The organism is Enterococcus spodopteracolus, assembly GCF_030441955.1.
Lineage (GTDB): Bacteria > Bacillota > Bacilli > Lactobacillales > Enterococcaceae > Enterococcus_B > Enterococcus_B spodopteracolus.
Genome location: NZ_JARJHD010000009.1, coordinates 13,087 through 34,744 on the forward strand (window position 1 = coordinate 13,087; position 21,658 = coordinate 34,744).

Consider the following 21,658-nt stretch of genomic DNA (forward strand, 5'->3'; position numbering starts at 1 on the left):
CCAATTATATATGAAACGTAAGCGTTTGTAAATCAATCACGCTAGGAAATATGTGCCATCATTTTTCAAGCAAATATTTTACGTTAAATCGATCATTCACGTCGCGCTCAATTCATTTAACTATTTATTTTTTGACAAATTTCTTTTTCAAGAAAATAAATTCTTTTAGTTATGTTATATTTAAGTATAGGGTCGTGATATAAATCAGCTTGTAGCATCTAAAATCGATTGAACAGTCTTCAAGTAACATGCTTTTTTCATACATCCCCTAAACGATAAAAAGCCAAAAAGCGGAGGATCTCTACTATGACTTTTTTAAAACGTTCCAAATTATTTGCAACACTTGTTTTACTTAGCTTGACAGGAATCACTATTTTTATTTTTTCTAAGATCACTTTTATTTTCAGGCCACTCGAAGCGATCATGGCAAGTATCTTCTTGCCAATCTTGATTTCAGTTTTCGTTTTTTATATTTTTCTTCCAATATACAATCAACTCCTCAAATATATAAAATCAAGAACGCTTGCGGTCACACTAATGATGCTACTGATTTTGTTAACTGTGTATTTGACCGTACAAGTGGTTTTACCGATCATCATTTTGGAAATCAGTAGATTTATCGGTCAGGTTCCTCAAATTCTTTATGTTTTGGCAGAGAATCTAGATGGTTCCTTATTAGAAGAACGCTTGCTCCCATTTATTGATACACTGGAATTGAACCAATTGACACGTTTTGTTTTACAATTTGTTTCAGGTGCCACTTCAAGTTTAGTCAATGTATTCGAAATCGTTTCGCGCTCTGCGATCATTCTCTTTACGATTCCGCTCTTATTGATTTATATGTTCAAAGATGGCGACAGGATTCCAGCTATATTGACGCGCTACACGCCTAAGAAATTCCATCAGTTAGTCAGAGATTGGTGCCATGATTTCCATTTAGCAGCTTCGACCTATATTAGTGGCAAGCTTTTAGTCTGTACGTATGTAGGTGTGGGGAGTTATCTTGTTTTTAAAGTATTAGGCTTGCCAAATGCGTTATTACTTGCCTTGATTTGTGGATTGATGGATATCATTCCTTATTTTGGTCCGTTTATTGGTGCTGCACCGGCTTTACTGTACGCATTAAGTCAAGACGTTAAAACAGCCTTACTCTTAGTGGCTTTCATCACCTTGATTCAATTTGGGGAATCTTACCTGGTATCTCCTCTAGTGATGAATAAGATGATTCATATCCATCCAATTGCGACTGTTTTTCTTTTACTTGTCGCTGGGAACTTGTTTGGCTTATTAGGAATGATCCTCGTATTGCCAACGTATACGATCATTCGGGAGATGATCCGTAGCTTTATTCGCTTTAAGAACACTACTGATACATCTAATTCAACTTATCCAACTGAATAGTCCTAGGAATAAACGGGGGATAAACGGGGAAATTTACCGTTTATCCTTTTTTTGCTTTACACTAAGGCTCTCTTTAGCTATTCTCCTCTATCCTTTCAACAAAAAAACCGTTTATTGCTATCTTGTTTTTCAAGAATAAGCAATAAACGGATCATAAATATCGATTTATCTTTCTGTTGGTTCATCAATGAAACGTTGGACCTTCATCTTCAGATGATATTTTTTTCGTAATTCAGCAATCTCCATCATCATCTCTGATTTGTGGTGATGATCGATTGCTTCTTGATCTGTCCAGCGATCCACCAATAAGATCGATTCAGCATCTTCTAAAGGAATAAAATACTCATAACGCTCATTCCCTTCTTGCACACGAATGCGTTCGACGATCCCTCGCTCTGTCATTTCTTGGGCAAATGCCTTTGCATTGCCTTCTTTACCGCTATATAGGATATTCACAGTAATACTCATCTTATTCCTCCCACTCGTTATTCATTTGATTTCAATGCATCGATCATATCAATATGCTTCAATTTGAAATGAGTGACGATCATCACGATCACCGTGAATAGAATCGTCAAAGCAGCGGATAGTGTATAAGCAACCCAGGTAATAACTAACGGAAAAATCACTGATTCCATTGAAGCTTGGCGTAAAATAAAGTCGGTCAGCACATAACCGATCCCAAATCCTCCAAAAATCCCTAATAAAGTAAAGATGATATTTTCTCGAACGATGTACATCGTGACTTCTTTATCAAAAAAGCCTAATACTTTGATCGTAGAAAGCTCTCGTACTCGTTCAGAGATATTGATATTCGTTAAATTGTATAAAACGATAAACGCCAATAAACCAGATAGAACGACGAAAATGATGACCACTGCATCTAAATTTGAAAGAGATTCTTCTTGGTTCTTGATCTGTGTCGAAATAAATGAGGTATTAGTGACCGCCCCCGTTTTCAGTAATTCTTCTGAGAGCGTATCCTCTTCTTCTTTCGACATCTTTTCTGTTTTGAGTAAATACGCATTTGTCGTCATTTGCTGTCCAGAAATCTCTTCATAATACGTTGGACTCATATAGACAAAATTACCCAAATAATTTTGCAAAATGACTGCCACCGTTCCATTTAATTTTTGTTGATCGTCATCATACATTTCCACCGTATCACCGACAGATAAATCGAATAATTCGGCCGCTTTGCGTGTAATCGCAAGCCCATGATCTGGTAGTTCTACCGATTGATCGTCAGTTGTTTTCAAATGGATGAACGTTTCTAATGCTTGTTCATTTTCTGGTACCATCAATGTCAAACTTTGTGATGCTTGGCCTTTTTTACGTAGTTCAATCGTTTGCGAATCAACCGCTAAACGATCAGTGATCTTCGCTTGATCATCCATTGCGTCATTGATTTCTTTTTGACTCGTTTCATCAGTTTGATTGGTCGTTACGATCGCTTGATAATCAATGATTGGTCCAAACTGTTTGGCAGAAACCGAGCTAAGCGAATCCTTTAGCCCAACTCCTGCAACCATCAATCCTGCACAACCGGCAATTCCGATGATTGCCATGAACATCCGTGATTTATAACGGAAAAGATTACGATAACTGATTTTTTGGTTGAAGCTTAAACGTGACCAAAGAGGAGTAATGTATTCTAAAAGAATTCTTTTCCCTGGTTTCGGTGCTTTAGGCTGTAACAAAGCAGCTGGTCGTTCGCGTAGATCTTTGAATAGAACTAACATCGCTGCACCAAAAGCAGCAATGAAGAACGCAATAGCTGCTTGGATGATTGGTGGCCAATCATAGAAAATCACCGCACTGCCAATATCATAACGTTCGTTTGAAAGCTCGAAAATGATCCGAGGCAAAAGATTGGTTCCTAATATCGTTCCTAAAATAATTCCGATACCTGAAGCGAGACAAGCATAAATGGCATATTTTTTGGCAATCTCCAATTTACTGTATCCTAAGGCTTTCAATGTACCGATTTCTCGTCTATTTTCTTCTACCATCCGTGTCATCGTGGTAAAAGTGATCAACGCTGCAATAAAGAAGAAAAAGACTGGAAAGACATTTGCGATGGCTGCGATGCGTTCAGCTAGATCGCCAAATTCCTGAAAGCCGACATTTTCCGATCGCTCTTGGAAAAGATAAGTTGGCTTGGCTAATTCATTGATTTTTTCTTCATTCTCCGCAATAGACGCTTCGGCCTCTGTTAGCTCCGCTTCTTTTGTTGTCAATTGTGCTTCTTGTTCTGATAATTGACTTTCTTGTTCCGCTAAAGCACTCAATGCCGGCGTTCGCTGCGGTTCAGGTAACTGATCCAAGACTTGACGTTGTTGATCAATCTGCGTTCTTGCTGCTTCTAATTGACTTTTCGCATCTACCACTTGTGATTTCCCGGCTGCGATTTCTTGTTTTGCAGGTGCTAAAGCATCCTTGCCCTCTTGCTTCAACTGTTCTAAACGTTGCTGCGGTCGCTCTTCAAACAACACTTCCAGCTTTTCGATGTTTTTTTCCATCTCTTCTTGGTATTCTTCACTGTACGTATTTAAATCGTCGACATTTGCAAAGTCAAGATATAAAACGGATTGGATATCTGTTTTAAAATTATCTTTGGGGACATAGGCAAAGTAATCAATACTCCCATTCCCTACATTTGCAAAACCTCGTTCTAAATTATTGATGAATAACGGCGAGCGTACAAAACCTGTAATCTTGTACGCCGTCTCTTTCAAGTCATCTGATTCAATCGTGTAGGTGTCACCGATGCTGTATCCTTGATTTTTTGCCTTCTCATCTAGTACAAGTTCATCATCCGATTGTGGCAAGTAACCATCGATCACCGTCAACTGATTTTGTTTCATATCTGGAGCATAAGAGAATACTTGGACAACTTCATTTTTATTGGCATTCGCGTAATATAGTTGTTTGCCCGTTTCAACGGTTACATGTGAGAGTTTCTCTGCTTCTGCAACATCTTCTTTCGTCAATCCTGCTGTCGAAACGATCTGTAGATCAGAGAGTTTACCTGCCCTGACATATTCATCCATCGTTTTTTGCATCACAGGACCGGCTGTCTTGACGCCTACATATAAGAGCGTGCCGAGTAAAATGATCAATATAATCGCGATAAAGCGTCCTTTTGATTGGCGTATTTCACGAAATCCTGCTTTGAGGTAAGTTCTATTTTTCATGGCAAACCTCCTTACCAAACAAGTTCATCGATAGATGAAGGCTGTTCATTCAATTCGACTGCACGGACTTTTGCATCATTGATATGGATTACTCGATCAGCGATTGGCGCTAAAGCCGAGTTATGTGTAATGATCAAAACGGTATTGCCATGTTCACGACTAGCATTTTGCAACAATTTCAATACTTGTTTTCCTGTTTCAAAATCCAATGCGCCAGTTGGTTCATCACAAAGTAATAATTTCGGGTTTTTCGCAAGCGCTCGTGCAATCGACACACGTTGTTGTTCGCCCCCTGATAATTGTGATGGGAAATTATTCAACCGGTGCGCAAGCCCAACTTGTGTCAAAACTTCTACAGGATCTAACGCATTTGGCGAAACTTCTGTAGCCAATTCAACATTTTCTTTTGCAGTTAAGTTAGGAACAAGATTATAAAATTGAAAAACAAAGCCAACATCTGTCCGGCGATAAGCCGTTAATTGTTTGTCATTGAATTGAGCAATATCTGTTTCATCAATAATGATCTGTCCCTCATCCGGTGTATCCATCCCACCTAAAATATTCAATACCGTTGATTTCCCTGCTCCACTAGGCCCAAGAATGATCACTAATTCTCCTTTTTCAATGGAGAATGAAATATCGTCATTCGCTGTAATCGTTGTTTCGCCCATCTGGTAACGCTTAAATTCATTTTTTACTTCTACATATTTCATAAAACTTCCACCTTCATTCTCCCGTTTATTTATCTATCTGGTAAATCTCTTATATTTTAACACTGAAATGAAAGGTTGTGAAAAAAACCTTTTCAAAAGAGGAGGTTGCGAAAGGCGCATTCAGCACAGAGGCATAAGACAGAAAAATAGAAAATGGTTCTTTCATTTTTTATCTTTTGTCTTATGTCCGAAGTGTTGCGCCTTGAACACCATTTACAAGAGGTCGTGAGAGAAGCGATTAGTACTGAGTCATAAGAGAGGAAAAGCTAAAATGGCTTTTTCATTTTTTGATTTTTTTGACTTATTATTGAAGTTTTACCTCTGGAACATCGTTTATTTGGTTCTAGGGTGTGCAAGATGACGAATATCACAGAATCATCATTTACTTCTTTACGTATTCATGGGAAAATGACACTAAGAAAGAGATAGGAGTATAGTAATGGCAAAGAAAAAAGTGACGATCAAAGACGTTGCGAAACATTCAGGTGTATCCATCGCAACTGTCTCACTGATCTTGAATGGCAATGAAGCAAAATTCCATCCAGATACGGTCAAAAAAGTAGTAAAAGCCAGAGAAGAATTAGGTTACCAACCCGATTACATTGCACGTCAAATGATCACAAAGAAAACAAAAACAATCGGTGTCCTTGTCCCTGATATCACCAATCCTTTTTTCAATATGTTGATGCAAGGGATAGAAGACTATCTTTACCAACAAAATTTTGTCACGATTCTATGCAATGCAGATTTTGATCATCAAAAAGAAACGGATTATTTACTTGAGTTGACGCAACGTGGTGTCGACGGTTTTATTATTGCCTCTTCGGCTGTCTCAACGAAAGCCCTCCAAGTTTCTTTGAAGAAACAAGGGAAACCATTTATCGTATTAGATCAGAAAAAAGCAGAAGGTTCTAGTGATGCCGTCTTAACAGATGATTATCAAGGTGGGTACTTAGCCGGTGAGCATCTACTAGGCTTAGGCCATCAGGAAATTGCTTTAGTCTATCCACAACAAACACCGCAAAATGTCCAAAATCGGATAGATGGTTTTTTAGCAGCGTGTAAACATGTGGATCATTCTGAGAAACAGATTCATTGGTTCCCTACTCACTTTTCAAAAAAAGGGGGCTATGAAATCGTTCCTGATTTACTTTCTTCTGCTGTTACAGCGATCTTCGCATTAAATGACGAACTAGCTTTTGGTGTATATCGCGGATTAGCGGAGCATGATAAACTCATTCCCGAAGATTATAGCATCATTGGCTATGACAATATTGATATGTGTGAATACATGAAACCTAAATTAACGACCATTGCTCAACCCATTTTAGAGTTAGGTAAAGCGACTGCTCGTTTACTCTTAGAACGCATCCAACACCCTGATAAATCCTGGGAAGAACTTTTATTGCCCGTAGAGTTGATCCAACGTTCCTCGACTCAATCGCTCGATCTCTCCGCCCCTCAATAACACGAATATTTGTTGCGAACCAATGATGACTGAACCTGTTGTCATTGGTTTTTAAAACGATACGTTATTTTATATTTTTATTTCTTCCATAAAAAGCCCACAACTTGGGCTTTTTTTTTACGTTGGTTATTTAACGAAATGTTTTGAAGAATTTATAAATCTTTGGTAAACTTATAGTAAGTGTACTCATTTCCCCCAAAATTTGTGCCCCCACAAATGAAATAGGGTACATCAAACAATGAATGTTCAAACGTAATGAATGGCTACTTAATATTTTTGTCCAATGTTTATTTGTTTTTTATTCGTGAATCATGATTGAATATATTCACGGAATCAAGCAACTGACAGAACAGATGCCACTTTATTAGTGCAACTGTGGAAAAAGAAAAGGAGTATTTCGTTATGAAGAAAAAAACAGCAATACGCCTACTTGCAGCATCTTGGCTGATTGCTCCAACTTTGTTATCTACACAGCCTGTGTTTGCTACAATCAGGCGAACACAGACATCCGAAACCACGATCGTAGCTGAGTCACCTTCAGCTACGGCCGATTCAAGTACTAATGATTCCACGCTCTCAAGTTCTTCAACTGATTCTTCCGATAGCACTAGCACAGAGGAATCCACAGAGGAAACGACCGAAACAGCTACTCGTACGCTATCGATTGCTCGGAATTTACGTGGAAAAATCAAATTGAAGATCGTTGATGAAGAGAAAGAAAAATCTGAGATCAAAACAAGAGAGTACACAGAAGAAGATTTTCTAGAGATTTCTAAGTCTGGCAAAGTCAAAGACTTAGAAGAAGGAACCAAAGTTACATATATGATCACACCTGAAACAAAAGAACAATTAGTTTCTGTCAAAATCGAAGGTGCGCAAGAAATCGACTACACCAAACAACTGTTTACAGTTGGTGTGACTGATTTAACGATCTCCGCGAAGTTTGAGTCGTCGACTTCCCCTTCTGAACCAACATCCCCAGAAGAAGAAACGACAGATTCTTCTGAGCCAACGCCAGTTACTCCAGATATTCCGGATAGTGGTAATAATGGCAACACTGGCAATGCGGGAAATAATGGCAACAACAACGGAAATTCAACTACAGGAAATACAGCGAATCCTTCACAACCACCAAGTTCGTCAAATAATACTGGCAATACAAACGGTTCTACAGGATCAACAAACAATAATGGCTCATCTCCAAACCAGACAACAAATACGAATCGGCCACAGATGCCCGATCGAATTGAAAACCTAGCTTCAGAATCATCTGATTTTGTTGTAAAAACACCGATCGAAGCAATTTTACCGGCCAACACAACGAGCATTCAACAAGCACTTGTAAAAGAAGCGTATCGTCAGCTGGGAAAACCATATATCTGGGGTGCCAAAGGTCCTACGACTTTCGATTGTTCTGGTTTGACTTATTACATCTATAAAAAAGTAACTGGCCATTCGATTGGAGGTTGGACAGGGGAACAACAATATGCTGGTACACAAATCCCTGTCGAGAATGCTCAACCGGGCGATTTAGTCTTTTGGGGCCCTGCTTCTGGTACTACCCATCATGTAGGTATTTATATTGGTAATGGGAATTACATCCATGCTCCTCAGCCGGGTGACCATGTGCGGATCACTTCTATCAAGGATTACAGACCCGACTTTGCCTTACGTGTCGATATAGCTGGTTTACCACGAGCGACAAATTCATTAGCTAGCTCAACGATTTTAGATGGAATCAACGACTCATTTCATTTCGCACAAAATCAAACAACAGATCAATTTGTTGCAAAAATCGCTGAGGACGCTCGAGAAATTGGACAAGAAGAAAATATTTATGCTTCTGTTATGATGGCACAAGCTATCCTAGAAAGTGGTTCTGGTAACAGCTTGCTTTCTCGTTCACCGAACTATAATCTTTTTGGGATCAAGGGCGCTTATAAAGGGAGTAGTATTTCCTTCAATACCTTAGAACAAACGGCAGCTGGGCAAAATTATCAAATTCGTGCAGCATTTCGTAAATATCCATCTTATAAAGAAAGCTTAGAAGACTATGCTGATTTGATCAAAAATGGCTTGCCTCATAATACTGATTTTTACAAATCAACGTGGAAATCTGAGACCAAAGATTACCGAGATGCAACGAAATATTTAGAAGGGCGCTATGCGACAGATCGACAATATTCTAGAAAATTGAATGCCATCATTGAAGCCTATGACTTGACGCAATATGATGAACCAAAAAAACAAGAAATACAAGATTCTGAAACAAATGAGCGAATGGATTCCTTTATCGTTCCCACTCGTTGGCGAAATTCTTCGTCTACCTCATCTAGAATGACCATTTCTTTGTTCAATCAAAGAAAACCTTCACTTCTATATCTATCAGAATTAAGATTTGCTTCTTTCTGGGACCTATGGCATCATTTTTCAGTGAGAGAGATCCCACAGAAACTTTCTGTAACGATCAAAGAAACCGATCAGCCACTTGTTAGTCGCTTAAACATTGACCGTGTCTTTCGGATGAAACAATTTTTGAGATAGAAAAAATGGACACCCTATCAAAGAACCAAAACTCAGAAGTCGATGGAATACTTCTGAGTTCTGGTTCTTTTTATATATCTTACTCCACCTAAATAGGCGCTGGAAAGTTGCATTATTGGTTAGAAAAAATATTTGGTAATTTCTGATAACCTTTCTTCCGTTTGAGGATCAATTTGATCAACCACTTGAAGATTACTGCGTTGAGATAAATCGATGCTTCGGATATGTTGACATAATATCGTTCCTTGGATTGTATTCATCGCTGTATCAGAAATTGTTTAAAATCACCTGAATGTTGATATTTTCCCTGTAAATATTTTGTTGAACTACTGATTGGCATGACTAAAACAGCATTGAATATCTTATTATAGTTATGATTGCTACTGATGACACACGGGCGTTTTTTTGCTCGCCTACATCCTCTTCAAAATCCAGATTATATTTTTCACTAGTCACTTTAATTTCACCTTCAGGTGTGAGTTCAAAAATAACTCTTTAATTCTCTTTCAAGCCTAATTTTTGACGCACACTCTTAGGAACAGTAATTTGATTTTTGGACGTCATTTTAGCTGAGACTTGCACTTTTTTATCCAAAAGTATTCCGCTCATTTATTTGATTATACAAAAAGAGTAAGGAATCCCCACCTTTCTTGTACGCATCTGTTCAGATTTTTCTTTTATTTCTTTGATACTTCCTGTAACAGTAATAACAAATAAAAGCAAAGATCGGTAGCATACTAAAAAAGTAAAGTGCTTGGTCCAATGATAACTGTTGCGCCAAGATACCGCCTAGTAATGGGGAAACAAAGGAAGAAAGCCCCATATAAACACTTATAGACAGAAGTTGTCCGGAGGAAAAAACATTTTTAGGGGTAATCTCACTGATGATCATTCGACTACCGATAGTAAAAGCTGGTACAGTGAAAAACTGCAAGAAACTGGCAGCAAGCAATACTAACGGCGTTCGCGAAGTTGCATAAACCAAAAATTGCAGGACCAAAAAGAAACCAGAAATAAAAAGTAATCGCTCATTTTTCCATTTTGTCACCGAATGATTCAACAAAAGGTACGCCGGGATTTCACAGAAAGCTTGAATCGCCCACTTTAATCCTACGTACATATTTCCACTATCCATTAAGAATAATTTGTCAATCACGATCGTATTATTGGCGACGATCGTTAAATATAAAAGGAAAAATAGCAACGTATGACATAAAAACTCCCTATTCTTGCACAGCTGATACATATCTGACAGATTAAATTCCTCGCTTTTTTGTTCTTTATATTCATTTTTATCTTGAGGTGTTTGGGGCACTGTTTTTGCGATGTACAAATAACTGATTAGAAAAAAGAGAAAGGGAACGATCAGCCACTGGTAATTATTATTAAAAATGAAGAATGGAATACATACACTTATCACACTCCAACCTAAAGAACCTATTGCTTTGATCGCCGCAAGATTGTTTCGCATCTCTGACTCTGACAACACCCAGTTATCTAGGACGGTTGCTCCTGTATTGGATAGCCCTCCCGCAATAGCCAGTACGATCAGATGTATCATCCAGACATCTTTTACTAGCAAATAAAAAGTAATCGCAAAGCATACGAATAGTATAGAAACTACCATGGAAACTTTCTTTAGCTGCTTGCTTCGGTCAGAATAATAGCCAATAAAGATTTGGAAAATAATCGTAGTAACACTATAAGAAGCTAAAAACCAACCTCTTTGTACCGCATCATATCCTTGTCCAGTTAAAAACGGAACGATTTGTGTCATCAAAATAGCCATCAGCGCATATTGAAAAAAATAGATGAATTGAAATTTATTCTTTACTACCATATCGACTTTCAAAATGATCGACTGAAGGATTTCCCCCAGCCGATCCCTTTCATTTTTTATAAGTGGCACTTATTGAAGCTCCGGCCAATAAGAAGCATTGACTTCGATCATTTCATCAAGGATTTCCTTTGCTACTTTTGCACTAGGTACCGTTTTGTTCATGATGAAGGCTTGCCATAATTTTTGATATGATTTTTGTTCCCACGCATCGACTGCTAACTTTTCAGAGGCAATTTGCTGTTCCATCAAGCCTTTTTGGAAAGTAGGGATTTCACCAATCGATAGTACTTCGTAGCCATCTTTCCCTACGATACAAGGCAATTCGACCATCGCATTGTGATTGAAATTAGAAATGGCACCGTTATTTTCAACGATCAGGATCATGCGCTCTTTCGTATTGAATGTCAACGCACAAGCTAGATCTGTAATAAATGAGGCATGCTCATTAGAGGCAAAAAGTGTATCTTTGGCTGTTTGATGATTAATGATCCGCTGGCATTCTTCAAAAACGATTTTCTCCCGTCCATCAATGATTTCATTCGCTCTTGTATACTGTTTATCGGCATGAGCAACCGTTTCATCAGCCATCAAATAATATTTTAAATACGTATTGGATAAAAAGGTGGGTTCGATTTCATGTAACTCTTTGGCTGCTAGCATGGTTTCTACCCAGCTAGTTTCTTTGTGTTGGCCTTGTTGTGTTTGTTCTGTATAGCCATATTTTTTTACATGGGCGCTTATTTTTGGTAGCAAATCATTGCCGTCATGGTCTTTGATGCTTGTCCACCACCCAAAGTGATTCAAGCCAAAATAAGACGTTTCAAAATCTTTACGATCCCGTAGCCCAATCACTCGAGCCATGATATCTTCTAAACAAACGGGCATGTCACAAATATTGATGATTTTTGAATTGGGGCGAAACCTTCTTGTTGCTTCTGCGACCACTGCTGCTGGATTAGAATAATTCAATAACCAAGCATTCGGTGAATACTTTTCCATATAATCGACTAGTTCTAAGACTGGCCCGATCGAGCGTAACCCATAAGCAAGTCCCCCTGGTCCACATGTTTCTTGACCTACAACATTATGTTTAAATGGAATTTTTTCATCTTGTTCCCTCATGGCATATTTTCCAACTCTTAGTTGTGCCATAACGATATCAACATCTGTAAAAGCCTCTTTGGGATCTATTGAATAATCAAATTCGATTTCTGGCGCTCGTTCTGCGAGGATGATCGCGCATGCTTTTGCTATAACTGCTTGCCTTTGTTCATCATTATCATAAAATTTGATTTTTCTGACTGGAAATCGTTCTCGGTCTTCTATTAACATCATCACTAATGAAGGTGTATATGTACTCCCTCCACCTGCGATCAAGATTGAACTTTTTTTCTTATTCATAATTATCCTCCTCTTATTTTACAATCAATTCTTCAAATGATTCTCGCACTCTTGGTACAGTTAACCCAACAATGATTTGGATACCACCATTTCCAGGATTGACAAGTCCTGCGGCCCCAGCTTCCTGAAAATCAGTAGGACTGGCTACTCTACTTGCATCTTTCACGGTAAGTCGTAACCGTGTTGCACAATTCGTCACATCCAGTACATTCTCTTTTCCACCTACTAACACTAGATAGGCTTGTGCTTGTCTAGCATGTTTAGGTAGATTTTTCTCTTGTTCATCTTGTTGTGTCTTCTTTTTGTTTTCGTAATCAGCTTTTGAATAAAGTTGTATCTCTGATACCTCCTCTTCACGTCCTGGAGTTTTTAAATTGAATTTTTTGATCATGAAGGTGAATACTAAGAACCAGATTGCAGTAAATGTAAGTCCGATCATGATTTGGGTGAGGTAGGTCGAACCATGAAATTTCCAAAGAGGCAACCAATTTAGTCCTAACCAATTGATTAAACCACCACCAAAATCACCAACGACGCCAAAAGCGTAAGAAATCGTAGCAATGGAAGCATCTAATAGGGCATGGACACCCCATAAAGCTGGGGCAACAAATAAGAAAGTAAACTCAATAGGTTCGGTGATTCCTGTCAACATCGCAGTTAATGCAGCTGGAGCGATCAATGCGATGACCTTCTTCTTTTTCTCTGGATGAGCGGCTTGAATAATGGCTAAGCTTAAGCCAGCAGTTCCAAATACTTTTGACATACCCGATAAAGAAAAACCTCCAAAAGGATAAAGTTCTTTAAGCGAAAGCGCATTCGTTTGGAATTCACCAATATTTGACGCCCAATACGCAGCCATCCCTCCTTCAACCACCGCACTATCATAAGCAAATGGCGCGTATACGAAATGATGTAAGCCAGTTGGAATAAGGATTTTCTGTAAAAATTGATAGATGAATACACCAAAATTCCCCGAATGGATAAAAAATCCTTGCATGCTTCTCATTCCTTCTTGAATGATTGGCCATATGACACACATCAACAGTGCTAGAGGAATCATGACAAAAAAAGCGATCATTGTAACGAAAACAGAACCACTAAAAATCGTCAACATTTCTGGTAATTCTTTTTCATAAAAGCGATTATGCAAATAAACCACGATACCTGAAATCAATAATGCTCCGATCATGCCCGTATCTAAAGTAATGATTCCAGCAATCGCTGTTAATCCAGAACCAACGGCTGTTCCTTGAGATAGATCCACAGCGAAAGAATCGGGCCATATCGTTAAAATTGCATTGACGAAATAATTGAAAGCAATATAGATCACTAATGCTTCCATCGTTGCTCGAGCCGCATATTTTTTAGCTAAGCTGATTGGTAATCCGACCACAAATAAAAGTGGTAATTGAAAAAACGGGGTCCAGCCACCGGCTGCTACAACATTCCAGAACTTATACCAGAGTGTATCAGGCGCAGCAATATCTCCCATGATCGTTTGATTGGAAAAAAGTAAAGAAAAACCAATAACGATACCGAAAAAAGAAAATAGCATGACAGGTGCTAACATTGCTCCACCAAATCTTTGAATTTTTTTCATCATAGTCTTTTAGTCCTTTGTATTTTTTAGTAAGCGCTATACTGATTCTTAGTTTACTATTAAAATGGATGCCTGAAACACTTTAAGATGATTTAAAAACTCCTCACAGAAAAAAGGTTTTTGTCACAAAATTTGTGAATGGTCACGTCCTATCTTCGAAAATAAAACAAGGGGGCTGGTAATAGTTAATCAAATAAACGGTACATGAAGACGTATCTTAATAGTGAGGTGAGAACAATAAGGACACACGCAATTGGAAAATCCTCTAAGTAAACCAAAGGGTGATTGAAGACAGTCTACCAACCAAAAATTGACTGAAAAAAAATTGGTTATTGAGTTAGGTAACAAAGATTTAGCAGTTGTATCACCTTGCATGGTCTATGAAAATTGCAATAAAACAAGCAAAATTGAGAAACGTCTACGTCGATTACAACGTGAACTCTCTCAAAAATATCAAATGAAAAAGGGGGAAACTGATTTGTCAAAACCTGTAATATCTATAAATTAGAATCGGACATTCAATCGATACATCAAAAAAATAATCACTATTCACCAGATCTATATTTACAAATGACCAAACAAGCGTAGTAGAACCATGGCTCTGAAAACTTTAATGGTGAGTTCTAACGATTTATAGATTTTTGGCAATGATGAAAAGAGATGTTACAAGACCGTATTACGATGTTTCAGTCAAGGTTGACTGAAAATGATTTTCTTATCTGGTCCTATATCACAAATCACAAAAAAAATTCTTTAACAATGTCCATTAACGAACTGGCGAAACAATGCAACGTTTCTCGCACGACAATCATGCGTTTTTGCCAAAAATTAGGGTTTGATGGTTTCTCAGAATTCAAATATCATCTAAAAAATGAACTGACACAGGAAAATGTACGTCTATCTGAGTTTGAGGGGGAAATCTTGGAAAATCATATCCAAACAATTGAAAACCTTAAGAAAAAAGATTTCACTGATCTATGTACAATGATGGCTAATGCTAATCGGATTTTTATCTATGGATCAGGTGATATACAAACGCTAGTTTCGAGTTATATGAAATTGCTCTTCGTACACAACGGATTGATACTCTATGACTTCGGTGCCGTTTCCATCAACAAGCAGTTTTACCAAATCATTCAGCCAGAAGACTTAGTCCTGTTGATCACGCTAAATGGTGAGTCTCCTGAAGTCGTCAAATTAGCGAAGCAACTGAAACAACGAAAAATCCAGACAATTGGTATCACAAAACTTAGGAACTCAACTGTCTCAAAACTTTGTGATGAAACGATTTTCTTCTTGAATCCTGAAGTACAAGATCGAGAAGATATCCTTACACCTTTTGAAACAACTTCGACGCTTTTTTTCGTGATCGAATATTTTTTGTTGAAATATGATGGTTGGCAAAAACAAATAAATAAAAGTTCCTAAAAAACGCATCTCTTGCTTGCCAATATGGCTTATAAAGAGATGCGTTTTTTTATTTGATTCTGTCTCTCTCACTGTCTTTTTATAGATCGAACCGCCCTTTTCTCGATCAAGATAACGGTAATCGGCGAGGTAGCGACGTAATATCGCATGGTCAGAATAAATATTTTTTAGAATCGTATTGATCTCATTTTCTAAATCATCTTTATCAAATCCAAACTTTGAATAAAGATAATCCAAAAGCAAGCGTTTATTTTTTTCTAGGTATCTATTGTGGTTGTCCGTCTTTGAAAAAATTCGCCAGTTCCCTCATAACCGATATCCTTCCATCATATCCAGTGGTCTCTTCTCTATTTGATCATGCTTCAAGAAAATTTTATCGATGGTATAGAAAACACGTGAAGAAAGTTCTTCTACGAACTTTCTTCACGTGTTTGATCCATCCCTATTCAAGTATCATTCTTTTTTGTTCAACACAATGCCTGTATACAACCAAGTGGTTAACGCATAGTAGATAAAGTAAAGAACAAAGAAGATTGCAAATGGTATCCATAAGTCATGATATGGATCATCCATCAAAACAGTAAACATTTGAAGGCCAAATAATACATGGATAGCTCCTAGAATTCCTGGTGCTAAGAAGAGAATCCCGATTTCTCGGCGAATCGATTGTTTTAATAATGCTTGTCGAGCACCAATTTTACCGAGCATTTCATAACGAACAACATCACTTTTGCTACCTGAAAGAATCTTGAACATCAAACAGCTTGCTAACATCGTCAAGAAGGCGATCCCTAAAAAGAATCCCATAAATTCAAAGCCTGAGAACATACTGTTGATCAATTGGTAAGCATCATATTTTTGTGTGAAACTTAACATTTCATCTTTTAATGATTCATTGTTTTTATTATTTTCTGCTACCAGATTCCCAATCTGTTCAATACTCTCATGGAAATCTTTTGCTTGAATCAGTTGTAGACTTGTTTGTGGAAGAGTTAATTGGGCAAATTCTTCTGCTGGTAATAATTTGATTTCTTTTGCTCGTTGTTCTGGCAACTCGTAATAGCGTAGCTCATCTTGATAGTTTAAGTTTGTCGCTAATTCCTCTGCTGTTACTTTTTTTGTTTTGACGTTTCTTTCCCCAGTGTTAGGTGTTTGATTTTCCATGATCAAAAATGGATTTTGTTCAAATTCACTATAATTATAGTACACTGTTTTTTCGTCTTCTTTTTGTTGATAGACCGCATTGATCGTTGGTGAAAGTTTCTCCACCTTTGATTGATCGATCAATTCTGATTGATTCAATACTAAATCATAATTGGATGCTTCATTCGTCAATTGGGTGATTTGATTTTTAAAGCCTAGGCCGACTGTCAATGCACCTAATGCTAATGCTAGTAACATTGCCACCATTGACAGCATTTGCGTGTACTCACGGATACGGAAACTTAACTGTGATAACGTAAAATTATTCAGTTTTTTCATCGAAATATTTTCTGTTTTCTTCAATAGTTTAAGGAAGAAAATGATGACCGAATGGAAAATAAAGTACGTTCCTAAAACGATTGTAACTAACGCGATGGCGATGGCCATCAACTGATATGTTCCGATATTTGCCATCATGTAGTAACCTACGCCAATAAAAATGATTCCTAAAACCACTTCAAGGAAAAACAAGAATTTGTGTTGTTTCATCTGTGCAGGTGTTTGGTCTGCACGTAGTAAGGTCAAAATTGGCTTTTTGACAATCGAGAATGCGTTGACAAACGCGGCTAATAAGAATAATACGATGAAAAATAGCAAGGTAATCAATAATCCATCCATATTCAATGGCGTAAAATGGGTGATTTCAATATTCAACTGTGCCACTAATAGTCGATGGACGACACTTGTCAAACCAATCCCCAACACTGAACCAACTAATGTGGCAATTGTTCCGACAATCAAAGTCTCAGAGAAAATCATTTGGGCAATCTTTCGGCCTTTTGCTCCTAGCATCATAAACATTGCATAATCTTTTTGTCGCATCGTCATCAAAAATGAGTTAGCATAAAGAATATAGACAAACGTAATAATACCCAATAGAACCGAACCAAAACGGAAGATGATCACAGTCATCGCTAATGTAGAATTATTTTTCAAAAAATCTGTGTTACTTGCCATTGATTCGAACATATAAAAGATGGCTGAAGCCATGACTAAACCTGAAAATAGAACAATATAGTCTCTTAACCGACTCTTGATCCCAGTAAGTGATAATTTCCAAAGCATGTTCAAGTTTCCCCCTTACTGTTCTAGATTACCTAGAATCGTTAATATTTGACGATAAAAGTCTGGACGGCTTTGTTCTCCGCGTTTAACTTCCTGATGGATCACGCCATCTTTAATAAACAAGATTCGTTGACAGTAACTTGCTGAAAAAGCGTCATGTGTCACCAACAGAATCGAAACCTTATCATTTGTATTCAATTCTTCCATCGTATCTAATAGGTCTTTCGCACTTTTTGAATCCAACGCACCAGTTGGTTCATCCCCTAATAGAATCGTTGGTTGCGTAACTAGTGCCCGGGCTGCTGCTACCCGTTGTTTTTGTCCACCTGAGATTTTCGCTGGATAGCTGTCCAAGATATGAGTGATTGACAAACGTTCAGCGACTGCATTGACTTTTTTCTTGATTTCTTTTGGTTTCACGCCTTGTAAAGAAAGCGGAACTGCAATATTTTCTTGTGCAGTCAAGTTTTCTAAAAGATTAAAATCTTGGAAAATAAAGCCGATTTCTTTTGCTCGAAAATCGGCTAACTGATTTCCTTTCAACTTCGTGACATCTGCTTGGTTGATATGGATCGTGCCACTTGTTGGTTTATCTAATGTTGATAAGATATTCAATAAGGTTGATTTACCTGATCCAGAAGCCCCCATGATGCCAATGAATTCACCTTTTTCTACACTAAAACTGATACCATTCAAGGCTTGTGTCTGTTTCTCATTACTTTTTCCGTAAACTTTTGTTACATTATTGATTTCTACGATTTTATCCATTATTGACCGTTCCTTTACTTAATTTTTCTTGTGCTGCTGACGGAATATCTTTTGCCTGTACTTCTTCATACGACGTCACGCCTTTGTTTTTATTCCAAGTTACTTTCAAAAATGCATCTTTTCTTAATGGTCGCTCTTGAGAGCCGTTGAAATCCATTATTTTTTCTTTACCTTCTTTATTAAACCCCGGTAGTTCATAACGATAACTAATGATCTCTTGTCCACCGTCAGCGCGATCCACCTGTTTCTCACCATCCGTTGTGATTTGAACATAGTAGCTTTCACCACCCATGATCAAATGATCTGCTAAACGGTAGCCACCAAAAGCGATGATGATAAATGCTCCCAACCCAATCAATAATTTTTTCATTGTGACTCCTTCTTTCCTGTTCTGATAAATTAAGTATAGTCAAGTATCCGTGAAAATTCCTTTCTTTTTACTATCAAACCTCTTTCATTATTGTCATATGTTTCCAAAAAAAAAGAAATCTGGAAGTGTAAATCACTCCAAATTTCTTTTTATTGATTCAAACCGATATTCGTTGGATAAACGCTCCATTGGCGGATGCTTTCCTCATTCAGCTATTTTCCTTTGTTATTGCCCGTATTGATCACTGGTTGTGTGCCTTTATCCGTAATAATCGATACAAGTAGATTGTTGATCAACTGGATCTTTCGATCATCGGTAAAGGTCATATCCTGACCTGCTTCGATTTGTTCCAGAGCCATTTGTGTCATCGTCACTGCGCCTTCAACGATGGTTTGACGGGCAGATAAAATGGCCTTAGCTTGTTGTCGTTGCAACATCGCACTGGCAATTTCTGTTGCATAAGCCAGGTGATTCAATCTCGTCTCTAAAACTTCGACCCCCGCCACCGATAAACGTTCTTGTAATTCCTTTGCCAATTCATCTGAAATCGCAGTGGTATTTCCACGTAAAGTAAGATCATCCTCGTTGAATGTGTCATATGGATATTGACTGGCGATATGACGAATGGCGGTTTCACTTTGGATTTCAACAAATTGATGATAGTTTGCTACATCAAAAAGCGCCTTAGCTGTATCTACTACTTTAAAAACGACGACAGCGGAAATCTCGATTGGATTTCCATCTAAGTCATTGACCTTCAACAGCGAACTATTGAAGTTTCGAACTTTTAACGACAAGTTGATTTTTTGTGCAAAAGGAATCGTTAAGAAAAACCCGCTCTCACGAATCGTTCCGATGTATTGCCCAAAAAAGACGATGGCCTTTGCTTGATTGGGGCTGACTACTGTCAGTCCGCTGATTGCTAAGAAAACCAGCAACCACAAGAAAATCCCAACAATTGAAAAGCCAACTAAAAATCGAGCAACCCCTATGAAAAATAGTAAGATTCCTACGACAAACATTAGAAGAATAATAAATAGCCCGATATAGCCATTGATAGTGAAAGCCTTTTTTCTTTCATTTACTCACTCCTAATTTTTTTGGTTCTATTCTGTTTTTTTACGAATCCTTGCCATGGCTCCTTCTAGTTCCAATTCTTTGTCTTCCGTGATATACCAACCGTTTTCGTGTACACCACCTGATGCTTCTGGCAAATATTCTAATCGTGTACGGACCCACTGTTTCGTTTCAGTAAAATAGTCTTCCACTAAGATCTCTAGGTCCATACCGGCGGATAATTCAAGATTCTCACGAACCGACTTGAAGACAAATCGCTCACTTGCTTGATCGTATTTTAAAATACCCGTATCAATGATTGGCAGTGAATAATAATCTAATTCTTTTTTCACTTTCAATAGATGTTTGAACATTTCGTTGTACACTTGTTCAAGTTGTCGACCTTCGGAGTTATTTGGATATTGGATCGTTACCCTTTCTTTGTCTGTATCATAATACTTGGTACTCAGTTCTGTTAAAAAATGATGCAATTTCCCTAATTCACTTTTCAATTCTTCCCGCTTGATTTCCTCTGTTTTCATTCAATATTCACCCTATTTTCCCCATATATGTACGTTTTTCCCTTTCCTTATTCTACTATATTATTGAATGATAGGCGATGATATTTCATGTAAAATAAATAAAAAAGCGTATAATTCCTTATTCCATAAAGAATTATACGCTTCTTCAACTATTTATTCGTTATTTTGAAAAAGACAGTCTTGACTGTTCAACGATTAATCATACTCTCCATAATCTTTATCATCCATCGGAGGCTCTTCATAATCTTCATTCGTCAAGTTCACTTGACTATTATAAGCAGTTACTTTGAGATCTTTGTTTCCTTGATTGTACGTCTTGGTTGTCAAAGATTCATAATTTTTGTTGATATAAGAATCCCCTTCTAGGGTCACAGCTAGTCCTTGCTCTTGGTTGTTATAAAAATCAACACTACTATTATGAAGTGTGACTTCGCCTTTGATTGATTTTTCGTTATCGTTAAAAATGATACTGCCATCACTTGTAGCTAATTTGACTTTATCTATCGAAAACTCCTGTAAATCTAGTGAGCCCATTTGATTTTCAACAGTAAGAAGTTCCCCACTTACTTCATTGATCGACGTCCAAGTATTGGCTAAATTCAAGTTGATATTCTTACTACTAAATTCATCTAAAAACAATTCATTGTTTTTTCCTTCAATCACTAATTCTTTTAAGGAAATGGTTTTAGGGATCGTGATTTTCAACATCGAACGTGTGTCTGTCACATTGATCATCACTGCCGGTGTTTGACCATCAGCTGAAATATCCAATGTGTGATCTTCCAGATTGATTTTTGGTTTTTGCGCTTTGTCATGAGACGTTTCAACCTCAAAGTTCACGCCTCGTTGGATCATGATATTTTGGTGATCTGCTCGTACAACGATTTTTTCAATTTTTTCAGACGAAAAATCTTTTATTTCACGAGTCATTTCTATGATTCTTGGACCACCTTCCCAAGTCAGACTCGTTTGGGCACCAGAGGCATAACTTAATCCTGCCGTCAAGCCACCAATGATCATCAGTCCTAAACCTATCCCCAAGATATATTTTAATTTCATTTT

Annotated in this window: 18 protein-coding genes and 1 pseudogene; 4 read left to right on the forward strand and 15 right to left on the reverse strand. The window is 37.6% G+C overall.

All coding sequences use genetic code 11. The features are described 5' to 3' along the window. The first annotated feature begins 306 nt into the window (after positions 1-306). On the forward strand, positions 307-1,401 hold the full coding sequence (locus tag P3R27_RS10540) for an AI-2E family transporter (protein WP_034690054.1): 1,095 nt from the start codon (positions 307-309) through the stop codon (positions 1,399-1,401). 165 nt (positions 1,402-1,566) lie between these two features. Here P3R27_RS10540 and P3R27_RS10545 read toward each other — a convergent pair whose 3' ends face one another. Genes P3R27_RS10545 through P3R27_RS10555 form a run of 3 tightly spaced genes read right to left on the reverse strand, consistent with a single transcriptional unit; the run spans position 1,567 to position 5,311 of the window. Next, positions 1,567-1,869, reverse strand: coding sequence for an antibiotic biosynthesis monooxygenase family protein (locus P3R27_RS10545; protein WP_034690053.1), 303 nt, complete (start codon positions 1,867-1,869; stop codon positions 1,567-1,569). 17 nt (positions 1,870-1,886) lie between these two features. Next, entirely contained in the window at positions 1,887-4,598 is a 2,712-nt protein-coding gene (locus P3R27_RS10550; protein WP_126133884.1) for an ABC transporter permease, read from the reverse strand. 11 nt (positions 4,599-4,609) lie between these two features. Next, complete coding sequence (locus P3R27_RS10555) at positions 4,610-5,311, reverse strand: ABC transporter ATP-binding protein (protein ID WP_010736355.1); 702 nt, start codon at positions 5,309-5,311, stop codon at positions 4,610-4,612. A 439-nt stretch (positions 5,312-5,750) separates the two neighbouring features. Between P3R27_RS10555 and rbsR the strand changes: the two genes are divergently transcribed. Together rbsR and P3R27_RS10565 are read left to right on the forward strand one after the other, a co-directional pair. Beyond that, on the forward strand, positions 5,751-6,779 hold the full coding sequence (gene rbsR, locus P3R27_RS10560) for a ribose utilization transcriptional repressor RbsR (protein WP_034690049.1): 1,029 nt from the start codon (positions 5,751-5,753) through the stop codon (positions 6,777-6,779). Between the two features lie 402 nt (positions 6,780-7,181). Beyond that, positions 7,182-9,323 (forward strand): glucosaminidase domain-containing protein, encoded by a 2,142-nt coding sequence (locus P3R27_RS10565; protein ID WP_301356951.1) that lies wholly within the window; start codon positions 7,182-7,184, stop codon positions 9,321-9,323. Between the two features lie 256 nt (positions 9,324-9,579). On the opposite strand, the gene P3R27_RS15170 is transcribed toward P3R27_RS10565, so the two are convergent. From P3R27_RS15170 to P3R27_RS10580, 5 genes are all read right to left on the reverse strand, one after another. Next, positions 9,580-9,711, reverse strand: coding sequence for a hypothetical protein (locus tag P3R27_RS15170; RefSeq protein WP_235186379.1), 132 nt, complete (start codon positions 9,709-9,711; stop codon positions 9,580-9,582). Positions 9,712-9,818: 107 nt separating this feature from the next. Further along, positions 9,819-9,932, reverse strand: coding sequence for an AbrB/MazE/SpoVT family DNA-binding domain-containing protein (locus P3R27_RS15205; RefSeq protein WP_369075742.1), 114 nt, complete (start codon positions 9,930-9,932; stop codon positions 9,819-9,821). A gap of 55 nt (positions 9,933-9,987) precedes the next feature. After that, positions 9,988-11,232, reverse strand: a complete 1,245-nt coding sequence (locus P3R27_RS10570; protein ID WP_235186375.1) for an MFS transporter — start codon at positions 11,230-11,232, stop codon at positions 9,988-9,990. Beyond that, on the reverse strand, positions 11,233-12,564 hold the full coding sequence (locus tag P3R27_RS10575) for a 6-phospho-alpha-glucosidase (RefSeq protein WP_126133882.1): 1,332 nt from the start codon (positions 12,562-12,564) through the stop codon (positions 11,233-11,235). 13 nt (positions 12,565-12,577) lie between these two features. After that, positions 12,578-14,167 carry an alpha-glucoside-specific PTS transporter subunit IIBC gene (locus P3R27_RS10580; RefSeq protein WP_126133881.1) on the reverse strand — a complete coding sequence of 530 codons (1,590 nt, stop codon included), beginning with the start codon at positions 14,165-14,167 and terminating at the stop codon, positions 12,578-12,580. Between the two features lie 657 nt (positions 14,168-14,824). On the opposite strand from P3R27_RS10580, the gene P3R27_RS10585 reads away from it, so the two are divergent. Beyond that, on the forward strand, positions 14,825-15,592 hold the full coding sequence (locus P3R27_RS10585) for a MurR/RpiR family transcriptional regulator (RefSeq protein ID WP_034690042.1): 768 nt from the start codon (positions 14,825-14,827) through the stop codon (positions 15,590-15,592). A gap of 138 nt (positions 15,593-15,730) precedes the next feature. On the opposite strand, the pseudogene P3R27_RS10590 reads toward P3R27_RS10585, so the two are convergent. The 7 genes and pseudogenes from P3R27_RS10590 to P3R27_RS10620 all read right to left on the reverse strand — a co-directional run. Further along, positions 15,731-15,835 (reverse strand): annotated as a pseudogene (locus P3R27_RS10590) (DUF2087 domain-containing protein); the annotation flags it as partial. Between the two features lie 210 nt (positions 15,836-16,045). After that, a complete protein-coding gene (locus P3R27_RS10595; RefSeq protein ID WP_034690039.1) occupies positions 16,046-17,860 on the reverse strand; it encodes an FtsX-like permease family protein in 1,815 nt (604 codons plus the stop codon). 15 nt (positions 17,861-17,875) lie between these two features. Continuing rightward, positions 17,876-18,628, reverse strand: a complete 753-nt coding sequence (locus P3R27_RS10600; RefSeq protein ID WP_034690038.1) for an ABC transporter ATP-binding protein — start codon at positions 18,626-18,628, stop codon at positions 17,876-17,878. Continuing rightward, positions 18,621-18,998: a YxeA family protein gene (locus P3R27_RS10605; RefSeq protein WP_034690037.1), complete on the reverse strand. Its 378-nt coding sequence runs from the start codon at positions 18,996-18,998 to the stop codon at positions 18,621-18,623. The genes P3R27_RS10600 and P3R27_RS10605 overlap by 8 nt, the downstream gene beginning before the upstream one ends. 212 nt (positions 18,999-19,210) lie before the next feature. After that, a complete protein-coding gene (locus P3R27_RS10610) occupies positions 19,211-20,020 on the reverse strand; it encodes an SPFH domain-containing protein (protein ID WP_126133880.1) in 810 nt (269 codons plus the stop codon). Between the two features lie 84 nt (positions 20,021-20,104). Next, positions 20,105-20,596, reverse strand: a complete 492-nt coding sequence (locus P3R27_RS10615; RefSeq protein ID WP_034690033.1) for a DUF5348 domain-containing protein — start codon at positions 20,594-20,596, stop codon at positions 20,105-20,107. Positions 20,597-20,791: 195 nt separating this feature from the next. Then, entirely contained in the window at positions 20,792-21,655 is an 864-nt protein-coding gene (locus tag P3R27_RS10620; protein ID WP_235186374.1) for a DUF4097 family beta strand repeat-containing protein, read from the reverse strand. Between the last annotated feature and the right edge of the window lie 3 nt (positions 21,656-21,658).

Coding starts and splice junctions, on each gene's coding strand:
- P3R27_RS10620 (WP_235186374.1), bottom strand. CDS start 21,655: ATGAAATTAAAATATATCTTGGGGATAGGTTTAGGACTGATGATCATT.
- P3R27_RS10550 (WP_126133884.1), bottom strand. CDS start 4,598: ATGAAAAATAGAACTTACCTCAAAGCAGGATTTCGTGAAATACGCCAA.
- P3R27_RS10575 (WP_126133882.1), bottom strand. CDS start 12,564: ATGAATAAGAAAAAAAGTTCAATCTTGATCGCAGGTGGAGGGAGTACA.
- P3R27_RS10600 (WP_034690038.1), bottom strand. CDS start 18,628: ATGGATAAAATCGTAGAAATCAATAATGTAACAAAAGTTTACGGAAAA.
- P3R27_RS15205 (WP_369075742.1), bottom strand. CDS start 9,932: ATGAGCGGAATACTTTTGGATAAAAAAGTGCAAGTCTCAGCTAAAATG.
- P3R27_RS10605 (WP_034690037.1), bottom strand. CDS start 18,998: ATGAAAAAATTATTGATTGGGTTGGGAGCATTTATCATCATCGCTTTT.
- rbsR (WP_034690049.1), top strand. CDS start 5,751: ATGGCAAAGAAAAAAGTGACGATCAAAGACGTTGCGAAACATTCAGGT.
- P3R27_RS10615 (WP_034690033.1), bottom strand. CDS start 20,596: ATGAAAACAGAGGAAATCAAGCGGGAAGAATTGAAAAGTGAATTAGGG.
- P3R27_RS10585 (WP_034690042.1), top strand. CDS start 14,825: ATGTTACAAGACCGTATTACGATGTTTCAGTCAAGGTTGACTGAAAAT.
- P3R27_RS10555 (WP_010736355.1), bottom strand. CDS start 5,311: ATGAAATATGTAGAAGTAAAAAATGAATTTAAGCGTTACCAGATGGGC.
- P3R27_RS10565 (WP_301356951.1), top strand. CDS start 7,182: ATGAAGAAAAAAACAGCAATACGCCTACTTGCAGCATCTTGGCTGATT.
- P3R27_RS10540 (WP_034690054.1), top strand. CDS start 307: ATGACTTTTTTAAAACGTTCCAAATTATTTGCAACACTTGTTTTACTT.
- P3R27_RS10610 (WP_126133880.1), bottom strand. CDS start 20,020: ATGTTTGTCGTAGGAATCTTACTATTTTTCATAGGGGTTGCTCGATTT.
- P3R27_RS10595 (WP_034690039.1), bottom strand. CDS start 17,860: ATGCTTTGGAAATTATCACTTACTGGGATCAAGAGTCGGTTAAGAGAC.
- P3R27_RS10545 (WP_034690053.1), bottom strand. CDS start 1,869: ATGAGTATTACTGTGAATATCCTATATAGCGGTAAAGAAGGCAATGCA.
- P3R27_RS10580 (WP_126133881.1), bottom strand. CDS start 14,167: ATGATGAAAAAAATTCAAAGATTTGGTGGAGCAATGTTAGCACCTGTC.